The following is a 13,868-nucleotide window of genomic DNA, read 5'->3' on the forward strand; positions in this document are numbered from 1 at the left end:
ATGGAATCCACTTCTCTGGAACAGGTCAATCAAGCGGTGTCACTCAATCAGGCCGCCCTGTGGTTTTTATACCAGCTTGCCCCGGCTTCTGCCGCATATAACGTTTATTTCGTCAGTGAATTAGGCCAGCCGGGAGAGCCAGCGTTGCAGTTGGATAAACTGGAACAGAGCTTTTATCTGGCGGTTGAATCTCATGTCATCATGCGAACCGGATATTTTCAGCAAGGTGAACAAGTCTGTGCGCGGGCGTTTGCCGCAACACAGGCTGAATTTTGTGTCGAACACCGCACATGCACTGACTCAGAGCGTCAGGAATGGATCGCTCGGTCAGCCGATCAACCGTTTCAACTTGAAACCGGGAATGTGTTGCGCGTCAATCTGCTGATCGGGGAAGGGATTTCTTATATTACCGTGACCGCACACCACATCGCCGGGGACTTCTATGGCATGGAGCGGTTTATGCAGACATGGGCTGAATTTTATACCCACCTGACGACAGGGCAACCGGCACCGGAGGTCCATGAACAGTTTTCGCATTGGCTGAGCCGTCAGGAAGCATGGTTAGCCAGTGAATCAGCAGACAAAGCCACGACGTTCTGGCAACAGGCTATTGGCGATGTCCCAGAGGGATTAAATATTCCGACTGACTTTGAGCGTCCTGAAATCCGCGCTTTTACCGGTGACGAGTGGATTTGTCAGGCAGACAGCCGCCTGAGCGATGCGATTTTTGCCACGGCAAAAACCTATCAGGTCACCCCGTATGTTTTGTTACTGAGCGCATTCCAGTATTACCTCCATCGCTTAAGTGGACAGACGCGCTTTCTCATTGCGTCACCCACATCCGGTCGGCGCGGACGACGTGACCGCGACGTGGTCGGCTATTGTGCGAACCCGATCCCGGTGATGGCTGATTTCTCACAATCCACCAGTTTTGCTGCGTTGATGCAACACAATACGGCGTTTTTGAAAACGTCTGTACCGCACCAGAAGTTGCCGTTTGCCCGACTTGCCCAAGGACTGATGAAAGAGCGCAGTGCGGATCGCAGTGGCTTGGTAAGTCATATGCTGACTTACACGCCGACCCATGCGCTTGATTTTTGTCGCCCGCTGATTGGCCGGATGCTGGAAACCGGACAACGGGGCGCAGCACACGAACTGAATCTTGGTGTGTATAAATCTCAGACCGGAGAGCTGTCATGTCACTGGCGGTTTAACACCAGCTTGTTCCGTGAGGAAACGATCGCGGCAATGGCAGATGATTTCTTTGCCTTACTCGACTGTCTCACCACTAATCCGGAACACACGCTGCAGTCTTTACCGGTGATGGCGTGGATGACCGTCTCTGAACCCGATCACTCGCGGGCTGACCTTCAAACGATCACTCAGTCCACGGCATCTCAACCTGCCACTGCATGGGCACTCTGGCAGCAACGCGCCGACGATGACGTTGCGTTATTACATCACGAAGACGTGATCACGGTCGGGGCGTTAAACCGGACTGTCGCCAGTCTGTGCAATGGACTTGTTCAGCAGGGATTTAGCCCCCAAAGTCAGGGTTCACTCGCGGTATTGCTTCCCCGGGGGGAGAAGCAGGTTGCCGCGATGCTGGCAGCCTGGCAATTCGGGATGCCTTATGTCCCGTTTGATGACAAGTTACCGACAGCGCGTTTACACGGCATGATGGCCGATGCACAAGTGCGAGCCTGTGTCGGGCTGGGGGCACGTCCGGCATGGTTGGCCGATACGATTGTGTGGCTGGATGCCTCCGGGATTGACGGTTTCTCCACTGAATTTGCTGCCTTACCGGCCCATGCTGCATCAACCGCTTATATGATCTTCACTTCAGGTTCGACCGGGACACCGAAAGCTGTTGCTGTCGGACATCAAGCGTTAGCTGCTTATGTCACGGCCCTGAATCAGCGTTTGAATCTGCAACCCGGCAGTGTTTACGCCAGTCTGGCCAGTATCGCAACCGACTTGAGTTATACCGCATTGTGGGGCGGATTACTGGGCGGCTTCCCTGTCCGTGTCCTCGATGAAGACTGGATGCTCGATGCGGAAGGGCTGGCCGACCATCTGTCTGCCTATCCGGTCGATATGCTGAAAGTCGTACCGTCCCATCTGCAAGGATTACTGGCCTCCGGGCGATTGGAGATTCTGCCCCGCTGCGCTTTAGTGCTCGGCGGAGAAGGGACCACCGAGACATTTTTGCAACAGTTATGGCAAACCGCGCCGAACCTGACGGTCTTTAACCACTATGGGCCGACAGAAACAACGGTCGGTGTCCTTGCCGGCCGACTGACGGCTGACCAGCCGGTTTCTCTGGGAACACCATTGGCCGGTAACCGAATTTATGTGCTGGATGATGCGATGTCTCCGGTTCCGACCGGAGCGATTGGTCAACTCTACGTTGCCGGCGAGCAGCTTGCCGAAGGATATTGGCAGGATGCTGAAAAAACCGCCCAAAGCTTTATCGCCCATCCGCTAATCTCCGGGGAGACCATCTACCGGACCGGAGATCGGGTCCGACGCTTACCCGGCGGGGCGTTACAGTTTATCGGTCGTGCGGATGGTCAGGTAAAAATCCGCGGATACCGCGTCGAACTGGCCGAGATTGAACGCAGGCTGGCACAACTTCCGTCGGTGCGGGAAGCGGCTGTCTGTTTCGAACGGGATGCGCGTCGTGAGTCGCTGGTCGCATTTGTTGTTGCTGACCGCCACACCGAGCAACTGATCACGGCATTGGAAAGTGAATTGCCCGGCTATATGTTACCGCATTTCTGGCAGCACCTTGCGCAACTACCGCGTCACAGTAACGGCAAGATTGACCGCAAAGCCTTGCGTGAACAGGCTCAAACGTTAATTGGCAGCCCAACAACCACGCCTTCCCGCTTCGCGGGACAGACACCCTTAGCGGGACAAACGAGCTTGGGGGGACAGACGGTTTTAGAGGCTGAGAAGTTAGCGGGACAGACACAGTTAGAAGGACAGACGGCGTTAGCGGGCGAGTCAGAAGGACAGACCGATCTAGCTGCGCCACATTCGCAATGGGTCCGTCAGCTCCAGACCCTTTTTGCTCAGGTGCTGCAACTGGAACCGTCGGCCATTGATCCTCAGGCTGGCTTCTTTGCGCTGGGTGGCGATTCAATTCTGGCGCTGCAACTGGTCGCGATGGCAAGAAAGGCATCATTACCGCTGACCCCTCAGGTTATCTTCCGTCATCAAAGCCCGGCTGCACTATCTGAATTTCTTGCTGAACAACAAGCAAAAGAGGTTGTGAATGCGACGGCTGAGATAACGGATAACCGGACTGCATCACCGCAACGCTCGTGCAGCCGGCGTCAGATGGCATTATTACCAAACAGCATTGAATGTGGGGATGTGACGGCCGATCTCAGCCAGCCGGATCTGACGCAGATCACCGCGCAGATTGAGGCGGCAGTGATTGAGGATATTCTGCCGCTGTCACCCGGCCAGCAAGGGATTTTCTATCATTGTCTGCTGGAAAATGATCCGAGTTTATATACCAATGTCACGGCGATGTCGTTGACCGGGCAGATAGAGCCGTTCGACTTTCTTCATGCATGGCAAGAAGCGGCGTTACGTCACGATATTCTGCGCAGCCGATTTATCTGGGAAGGGTTGGATCAACCGGTCATGGTGGTGTGCCGCGGGCTGCAAATCGAAACCGATTATCAGGACTGGCAGCATTTGAGTGGTGAGGATCAGTCAACCGCATTTGCCGGATTGTTAACCCATGAGGCTGATAACGGGTTTGATATCGGCACCGCCCCGTTGATGCGAGTCACGTTAGTGCACTTCGGGCAAGCACAGTTCCGCTTGGTGTGGACGCGTCATCATCTGGTGGTTGATGGCTGGACATCCGCGTTGATCGCCGGAGAAGCGATAGCGTTGTATCGTCAGGAAACACTGGCTGAAGCGCCGACACTACAGGCTTACAGCCAATGGCTGGCTGATGCGGATGTATCTCAAGCAATGGCTTACTGGCAACAAACACTGGCCGGTGTTGAAGGGCCGACAACGCTGGCATCTGCCGTTTCGGCTGACGCGGCGCATGCTGTGAACGTAACGGTTGATTCGCCTGAGGATCAAACTGATTCTCCGCAAAACACCGCACCGAAAGCCAATTGTGTAAAAACCAATTATGTAAAAACAGAGCTGGATGCCGGCCTGCTGACACAATTAACACAGCAGGCTCGAGCCCATAATCTGACGGTCAATACTTTACTGCAGCTGGGATGGGCGCTGACCTTAAACCGAGCAACCGGGCGCAGTGATGTTGTCTTTGGCAGTACCACTTCCGGGCGGAGCGATGCCGTAACCGCGATTCAGCAAACGGCAGGGATGTTCATTAACACCTTACCGCAACGGGTGATCCTGAAAGCAGATCAGTCGCTACAAGCACTGGCGCAACAAGTGCAGCTCAGTGCCTCGGAATCCCGCCATGCCGATTTTCTGTCGCTCGCGCAGATTCAGTCCGCATTATCTCTGCCACCGGGAGAGGCACTATTCGATACAGTGTTGGTGTATCAGAATTACCCGTTCCCGCCGGCACTGGCTGATCTGGACGATCCGAAAATCGAATTATTATCGGTTCTTGAACACAGCAACTTACCGCTGATGCTGCAGATCGAACCCGGTGAGACGCTGACCTTGCACTGCCGGTATGATCAGCTGCGTCTCTGCGAACAACAGATCACCACCTTACTGGCAATTTTTGAACAGGCTTTAATTCAGCTTGGTCGGTCATTCACGCAGCGCATCGATAGCTGTCTGGCCGCTCTGATCGCACACGACAGTGAACTGGCGATCCTTCGAGGCCCCGCTAAGAGTACAGCGTCCCGCCCAAGTGATGACTTAATTCAGCAAATACATCATCAGGCCCGTCAAACACCTGATAAGCCAGCGCTGATCGCCACCGATCAAACATATACCTATGCGACATTGGTTGAGGCGGTTGAAAACCGCGCGGCGGTACTGACCGGACTGGTGGCTGAACTTACGGGGACAGACGCTTTTGATGGCGCCCTTACAGGGACAGACGGCCTTACAGAGCCAGACACTGTTACAGGGACAGACGCCTTGACGCGGACCGTCGCGGTGGCATTGCCGCGGAATACCGAGCTGGTGATTAACTTGCTGGCGTTATACCGCGCCGGGATAACCTATATTCCGCTGGACCCGGGACATCCGTCGGAGCGGCTGGAGAACATTCTGCAACAGTCCGGTGCAATCTGTTTGCTGGTGGCTGAGCCGCTGGCACTCAGCAGCGATATTCGTCAGGTAACGGTTGCTGAATTACAAACGGTTACCGTGTCAGCTCATACACCGGTGCCGACATTAGAGCAGACTATTCCGGCTGAGGCGACGGCCTACAGTATTTTTACTTCCGGCTCTACAGGGCGGCCGAAAGGGGTACAGATTTCGAGAGGGGCGTTGCAACACTTCATGCACGTGATTGCCAACGAGATTCCGGTTTCTGCTCAAAGCCGTTTGCTGGCCGTCACCACTGTCGGATTCGATATCGCCGCATTGGAGCTGTTTTTGCCATTGCTACATGGTGGTTTGGTGGTGTTGGCCGGAGACGATGTTTGCAAAGATACCCAGTCTTTGGTGCAGCAGATCATCAATCATGACATCAACCTGTTACAGGCGACACCGGCCACTTGGCAGGGACTGGCCGAATATGAAGGGGCATGGTGGCAGACGCTCGATGTTTTATCCGGTGGGGAGGCCTTGCCGAAAACGTTGGCCACCACACTGCTTCGGCAAGCGAATCGGGTATTTAATCTGTATGGTCCGACGGAAGCAACCATTTGGGCAAGCTGTGAACCGGTCTCTTGGGCGTCACTGGAAAACGGATCAACCAACCATGTGGTGATTGGTCAGCCGTTTGCCGAGACCGATTTTTATGTGCTGGATGAGATGCAGCATCCGGTGCGGGTCGGGGTTGAAGGTGAACTGTATATCGCCGGTGACGGTTTGGCGAAGGGGTATCTGAACCGGGCTGAACTGACCGCAGAAAAGTTTGTTGCCAATCCATTTCGCACTGAGGCCGGGGCGAGAATGTACCGCACCGGCGACCGGGTGATGATGGATGCACAGCAGCGCATTCACTACCTCGGGCGTATGGATTTTCAGGTCAAACTCCGTGGTTTTCGCATTGAACTCGGCGAAATTGAAGCGCTGCTACTCAATCACGATGCGGTCAGAGATGCGGTCGTGGTGCTGTGGGATGCTCAGCAAGATTCCGCCTTTATCGCCGCTTATGTTTCTATTCGTCACGGCCATCCCGAGCCGACGGATCTGACTGCCTATCTGGCCGAACATCTGCCGGGATACATGGTGCCTGCCTGTATTGAGGTCATGGAGCAGCTACCGCTCAATACCAACGGCAAGATCAATCGTCAGGCCCTGCCTTATCCGACAGCGGGAGCCGGGCGTCGCCATCTGCCACCGGAAACCGCAACCGAGCAAAGTCTGGCCGATATCTGGCAGCAAATTCTCAATGTAACCGCAGTGAGCGTGGATGATAACTTCTTCCACTTAGGCGGCAACTCCCTGTCTGCAACGCGCTTGCAGGCCCGCATTCAGCGCACTTTCAATCAACGTCTGCCGTTGGCTGAAATTTTCCACAACCCAACAATCAAAGCACTGGCAGACAAACTTACCGCTGACACTTCACAGCAAGATGATTTAGCGATGATGGCTGCCCTGTTAGATGAGTTTGAATTATGAGTCATGCCGAATTGAATCAACAGAATTCTCCTGAATCCAATCCGCGGGACGGACAACAGCCGGCCAAGCCGGAGAACCCGCTGGATCCTTATCACATCGCGCAACGTCTGGCGCAGCTGCCTGCGGAGAAAAAGCAGCAGTTCCGGGCATTGTTGCAATCGAAGCAGATTGACAGCTGGCAATTACCGATTGTTCCAGGGGCCCATCCGGACAATCGTGCTGTGCTGTCGAGTGCTCAGCAACGCTTGTGGTTTATTGAACAGTATGAGCAGGGCCGGGCCTTGTATAACCTGACCGGGCGGCTGGTTCTGACCGGCGCGCTTGACCTACAGGCAATGCAGCGGGCGTTTGCCGGCTTATTGCAACGTCATCATATTTTGCGCAGTACTTATCAGACCGATGCGGCCGGTCAGGTGTACCAGCAAGTCGAGCAGGACTATCCACTGCCGTTTGAGATTTATACTCGGGTCACCGATATAGAGCAGCGCTGTGAACAGATCAGCAATCAGCCGTTCGCATTAGATCGCGACCTGCCTGTCAGAGTGGCGTTGCTTTCATCTGTCGGCGAAGCTTCGGCTGAAGAGGATTCCGAGGCTTCTGAAAAGCGTCTGTCCCCGCAAGCACGGTCTTCAGAAAGGAAAGCCGAACTCAAGGTGTCTGTCCCCGCAAGGGGAGCGGCAGATGCAAGCCAAGGGCGTCTGTCCCCGCAAGAGGGACATCAGCGCTGGCACTTGCTGTTTGTGATTCATCATATCGCCTTTGATGCGTGGTCGGAGTCTTTGCTGATTCAGGAACTGGCTGAATTATATGATCATCACCTCATGCACCCGGACGAGGAGGCTATCCGGCCGTTGCCGTTGCAATATGCGGATTATGCACTCTGGCAGCAAGAATGGCTGACCAGTGACAAGGCGCAACAACAACGTGAATTTTGGCAGACAACCCTTGCCAATGCGCCGGGTCAGATTCAGTTACCGTTTGATTTTCCTTACCCGAGTGTTGCTCAGCGCAACTATCAGGGCGCACAAGAGCGTCTGACGCTGCCAGATGATGTGTTTCAGGCCGCACAACACTTTGCTGCTCGCGAAGGAACCACCTTATATAACGTCATGCAAGCCGCTTTTTTACTCCAACTCAACCGGCAAGGGGCCGGGACAGATATCTGTCTGGGAACATCGGTAGCCAACCGGCAACGACCTGAATTAGAGAACATGCTCGGATTTTTGGTCAATACACTGGTGTTGCGTCATCAGTTACCGTCGCAAGTGACGTTCCGACGCTTGGTCTCACAAGTGTCGCAGACCACACAAGCGGCGTTCGAACATCAGGATCTGCCTTTTGATCTGGTGCTGGATGCACTGAATATCGAACGGGGACAGGCGTGGAGCCCGCTGTTTCAGGTACTGTTTGTCTACCGTAATGTGCCGCGCAGTTCACTGGCCCTGACCGATGTCTCGGTTGATGTGGCAGAACGCGACCTTAAACAGGCGCGTTTCGATATGACCGTGCGTTTAAATGAGATTGATCAGGCTGACGGCGAGTCGGCATTACGGATTGATCTTGAATACAGTACCGAACTGTTCCGTCAGGAGACGATACAGGCTTTCCTGCAAACGTATCTGCAAACCCTGACGCAGGTGTTTGGGCAACCTGATCAGTTATGGGATATCCGTGAACGGGAGCCGGCTGAACCGATGCATGCCGATGATACGGGGGCCGATACGCTTTCGTTTACGGACAGCGATGAGGTCATGCAACTGGCCGGGCAAATTGCGGCGGGCTACCGAGAGATGCTACGTAAAGATGTGACGCTGCATGACAGCTTTTTCCAGCTCGGTGGCGATTCTATTCTTTGTCTCCAACTGGTTGCGTTACTGAAAAAATCCGGCATCCGACTGACGCCGAAACAGGTTTTTGCGCAGCAAACCCCGCTGAAGATTGCCCGGGAACAGCTACAGGCGGCATCGAGTGATACCGATGATGTTCTCCGGCTGGCAGCACAGATCGCTGCCGGATATGGCACTCTGCTGAACAAAACCGTTGCTTTGGATGACAGTTTTTTCCGGCAGGGCGGTGACTCCATTCTCTGCTTACAACTGGTTGCGTTACTGAAAAAATCCGACATCCGACTGACGCCGAAACAGGTTTTTGCCCTGCAGACACCGATTGCGCTTGCCCGTGAGCTGACTGGCTGCAAACCTGCCGTCCAGACGGAGAGCACAGTACAGCGCTCATCGGATATACCGCTGGCTCCGATTCAACACTGGTTTTTCACCCAGCATCTGGCGCAAGCCAATCACTGGAATCAATCGGTGTTATTAAGTTATACCGACACGCTTGATCTGCCATGCCTGCGTCAGGCGGTCTCTCAGGTGTTTGCTCTGCATCCTCAGTTGTCAGCGCGCTACTTTATTGCTGATGAAGTCAGTGCTGTTGATGACGTGATTACGGGGACAGACGCTCTAACCGATGTCTCGACAGGGAGTGATGCTGTTACAGGGACAGACACCCAAACCGCGAATGCCCATGCTGAGAAACAAACGGTATTACAGCAGCTTGGCGAGGGACTGCTTGGCGAGGAAAAGTGGCCGGTCGAGGCTCATGCTATTCCGGCTCAGCAACTCAACCGTTTATTAAGCGCGCAGCAGTCATTGCTTGACCTGCAAAAGACGGCGCCGATTCGTGTTGATGTGATCGACTTTCACGATCAAGACGGTGGCCGGATCTTACTGACGGCGCACCATCTGGTGGTTGATGGCGTGTCTTGGCGAGTATTACTCAGTCAGTTATGTCAGGCTTATTTTAGTCTTTCAGGCGGCGAGCAACCTGAGTTGACAGCGCCAAGTGCCTCATACGGCGAGTGGGTGAATTATCTGCAACAGTGGCCTGAATCCCGCAAGCGAGCTGCCCGCCAATACTGGCAGCCGCTTGCAGGGACAGACGCCGCAACGCAGCACCGCTGGGTGCGTTTACCTGCCTCGCTCGGGGAGATCGACTTTACCCAGCCCAACCGTCTGGCGGATACCGATACTCTTGAGGTACAGCTTGAGCCTGCACTCACTCAAAAATTAACCACAACGGCATTACAAGCCTACGAACTCGGGATTAATGACCTGTTACTTGCCGCACTCAATGGCGTGTTTGCGACATGGCGCAAAGAGCCTGAGTTGCTGATTGAACTGGAAGGTCACGGCCGGCAACACGAAGCATTAGATTTATCGCAAACCGTCGGTTGGTTTACCAGTCGTTATCCGGTGCGTTTGCAGTGCCATGCCCAGATAACCACGGAGACCGATGTTACTCCGGGGACAGACGCTTCTGTTACGGGGACAGACGGTTTAGGGAACGGCGTTGCGTGGACAGACGCCACCATGCGGCAATTGATTCTGGATACCAAAGCGCAATTGCGTCAGGTGCCGGATCAGGGGCAGGGCTTCGGCGTGCTGAAATATCTGGGCGGTGAGCTGGATGCACTGGTGACCCCTTCGGTTGTGTTTAACTATCTCGGTCAGTTGGATCGCGGTTTAGCGATTGGCGATATTTCCCTCGCGGATGAAACGGTTCCCGAACAGCGTCATGGCAGCAATCGCCGTAAACAGTGGCTGGATATCAATGCGATGATCCAACACAGTGCGTTAACCCTGCGCTGGCAGTTCAACTGCAATGTTCAGACGTCCGCGATGATCCGGCAAGTAGCGCAAGATTTCATCTCGCTGTTATCGGCGTTGATTGAGCATTGTGAGCGGACATCGTCCGTCCGGTCACTCAGCGATTATCCGTTGATCATGGATGTGGTGCCATCTCAGGCCGCATTCGAGAATTTGCTGAAACAACTCCCGATTGCACCGGATGCTCTGGATAATCTCTATCCGCTGACTCCGACGCAGCAGGGGATGCTATTCCATTCTCTTGCGGAACCGAACCAAGGATTGTATCTCAATCAGAGCATCATTGATTTTCATGGGGAACTGGATGTACAGGCGTTGCAGCACGCCTGGCAAGCATTATTCGACCACCATCCGGTGCTACGCAGCGGTTTCATCTGGCAAGGGCTGGATGTTCCGTTGCAATATGTGGCCAAGACCGTGCCGCTTGACTGGCAAGTGATCACTGGTGATGACGATACGGCGTCCGGGCAGCAAGTTCATCAGCTGGCACAAGCCGCGTTCAAACAAGAATTTACGCTGACACATCCGGGGCTGATGCGTTTCCGTCTGGTACGTCTCACAGCTGACCATCACTGCCTGATCTGGACCCGACATCACTTGATTGTTGATGGCTGGTGTACCGGACAAATGGTGGCCGAAGTGCGCCGCTCTTATCAAAGCCTGACGGCGGGACGAGGGGCTGCTGATTCGGTCAGTGTCGGGGCGTTTGCTGACTTTGTTGCGTGGCTGAAACAGCAAGATACCACGGCCAGTTTAGATTACTGGCAACAGTTGTTGACCACGACTAACGCAACAGATGGTGTCCGGCTTCCCCGGCCACTGAAGCCGGTGCAAGGACAGTCGGAACAAGGAGAATCGGAACAAGGACAGGCATCGATGCGTACTGCGGGTTCGTCAGTTCGTCCATCAGTGGTGCAGCAGTATACCCAAACGCTGTCTCCGGCATCGACCGCAGGGCTGAAAGCGTTGGCGGCCAAACATCAATTGACGCTGAACTCATTGTGTCAGGCGGTCTGGGCACTGATTCTCAAGCGTTACACCAATCATGACACTGTCACCATGGGCATCACCAGTGCCGGGCGCCCTGATGCTCTGGACAATGCACAGCAGATGATGGGCGTGTTTATTACCACGATTCCGTTAGTTGCGCAGCTCAATCAATCACAATCATTGGTGATGCTGGCACACCGTTTACAAAATCAGTTGATCAACAGCCGTGAACATGAGCATGTGCCATTGGTTGAGATTCAGAAAGCAACCGGGCTGACCGATGCACTGTTCGATAACTTGCTGGTGTTCGAAAATTATCCCGGTGAACAGTTCCAGATGGATGATGCACTACAGTTTACCGTCCGGGAAACGCTGGAGCGCAATAACTATCCGCTGACGTTAGTGCTGGTGCCGCATCAACAACTGGATATGCGTCTCACCCTCGATTCGAGTCAGATTGAGCCGTTGGTTGCCACCGCGATGCTGGCGGATTTTGTTACGTTACTGACTCAGGCAGCCTGTGCCGGAGATGAAATACATGAAGATGAATTGATTCGTGCTTTGGTGAATGAGTCTCAACAGACCGGTCCATGGCTGTGGAACCAGACTGAGCAAGTTTATGATGTTCCGGCCACGCTGGATGCTTATCTTGCACGTCAGGTTGAACAGACTCCGGAGCGGATTGCCTTGGTGTGTCCGGCTGATATGTGTCCGGCGGACCGGGGGACATCGTTTGATCTGGATGCACTTTCCCCGGAAGCGCGGTGTTCGGACAACAACGAATGGCAACCGGGTCAGGACTTCGCGCTGAGCTATCAGATGTTGGATGCGCTGGCGACCCGCTTCGCCCATTCCCTGCGCCGGTCACATCAGTGTATGCGAGGCGAGCGCATCGGGTTATGCATGCGTCGCTCACCGGAGATGGTGATTGCCATACTTGCCTGTGTGAAGCTCGGTTGTGCTTATGTGCCGCTCGATCCTGATCTGCCGGCTCAGCGACTGGCAATGATCGTCGCCAGTGCCCGGCCAAAAGTGGTGCTGGCACAGCAGGGCGTGATGCATCTGTTCGACGAATTCAAAGACGAGTTCGAAGGACAGACGACGTTAGCGGGACAGACGCCTGAAGGAGAGGCGCCGTTAGCGGGACAGACACCGATAATGGTGCTGGGGGTTGAAACGGCAATCGCGGAAAGTCAGATCTACCACGGCCAGCCATGGCAGCCCGCAGACAGCCAGATCGTACAGCCGGACGATATTCTGTATGTCCTCTATACCTCCGGTTCGACCGGCCAGCCGAAAGGCGTTGCGGTGCCTCATGCCGGGATCGTCAACCGTATTGCATGGATGCAGGACACATTTGGTTTGCAGCATGACGATGCCGTGTTACAGAAAACCCCGTATGGTTTCGATGTCTCGGTCTGGGAGTTTTTCTGGCCGTTGGTCAGTGGCGCACGACTGGTGATGGCTGAGCCGGATGCACATAAAGACAGTGGCAGACTCTCTGAGTTAGTGCGCGATTACGGGATTACCACGATGCATTTCGTGCCTGCGATGCTGCATGGATTCCTTGAATCCTTCACAGAAAATTCCTTGGCAGGACAGACGCTCGAATCTGCTGCCGTCTTAGCGGGACAGACGCCTGAAGACGCAGCATCCTTCGCGGGACAGACACCGCAAGCCGCTTCGTCGCCAGTTATTTCTCAACCAGTTACTTCTCAATCAATGCCTGCTCAGCAAACGGCCAGTCCGCATCCGCAGTTACGTCGGTTGATCTGTAGTGGGGAAGCGTTGCCTTATCACGTCCAGCAACACTGCCTGACGTTATTGCCGCATGTGGAACTGTATAACCTGTACGGTCCGACGGAAGCATCGATTGATGTCACCTGGTGGGATTGTCGGGCACAAAATATTGTCAACGAAGTGCCGATTGGTTATCCGATTGCCAATATGCAGACGTGGATTCTCGACGCGCAGCTCAATCCGGTGCCGGTTGGCGTGGCAGGGGAGTTATATCTGGCCGGGGTTGGTCTGGCGGCGGGTTATCTGGGACAGCCTGAGCTGACCGAGTCGGTGTTTATTGCCAATCCGTTGGCCGTAAATGCAGCCGCAGCCGAGCCAACCAGCGATGCGCAGTATGCCCGTTTGTATCGCACGGGGGATCTGGCGCGCTATCGTGCGGATGGGGCCATCGAGTATCTGGGACGGGCGGACTTTCAGGTCAAAATTCGTGGTCAGCGGATTGAACTGGGAGAAATCGAAGCCGTGCTGGCAACTTATCCGGCGATCCGCGAAGCGGTAGTACAGGTGCGTGCGCGGGGACAACAGGATGCGCTGGTCGGGTATGTGGTCTGTGATCAGCAACTGCCGGTTGAGCCGCTGATGACCTTCCTGCAACAGCGGTTGCCCGCTTATATGGTGCCGGATCAAATCGAGATCCTGAGTGCTTTGCCG

The 13,868-nt window shown here is 54.6% G+C and carries 2 protein-coding genes (1 of these 2 cut by a window edge); both read left to right on the forward strand.

The annotated features are described in order from the left end of the window. Complete coding sequence (locus tag OCV37_RS04200; protein ID WP_051680612.1) at positions 1-6,759, forward strand: non-ribosomal peptide synthetase; 6,759 nt, start codon at positions 1-3, stop codon at positions 6,757-6,759. Further along, positions 6,756-13,868 carry the 5' portion of a condensation domain-containing protein gene (locus tag OCV37_RS04205; protein ID WP_051680609.1) on the forward strand. Its footprint extends 360 nt past the window's final position, so the window shows 7,113 of its 7,473 coding nt (coding positions 1-7,113); the start codon lies at positions 6,756-6,758; its stop codon lies beyond the right edge, outside the window. Before OCV37_RS04200 ends, OCV37_RS04205 begins: the two co-directional genes overlap by 4 nt.

This window comes from Vibrio rhizosphaerae, from assembly GCF_024347095.1.
GTDB classification, from domain to species: Bacteria; Pseudomonadota; Gammaproteobacteria; order Enterobacterales; family Vibrionaceae; genus Vibrio; species Vibrio rhizosphaerae.

What these genes read in the sequence shown, in the direction of transcription:
- OCV37_RS04200 (WP_051680612.1), top strand. Translation starts at nt 1, where the DNA reads ATGGAATCCACTTCTCTGGAACAGGTCAATCAAGCGGTGTCACTCAAT.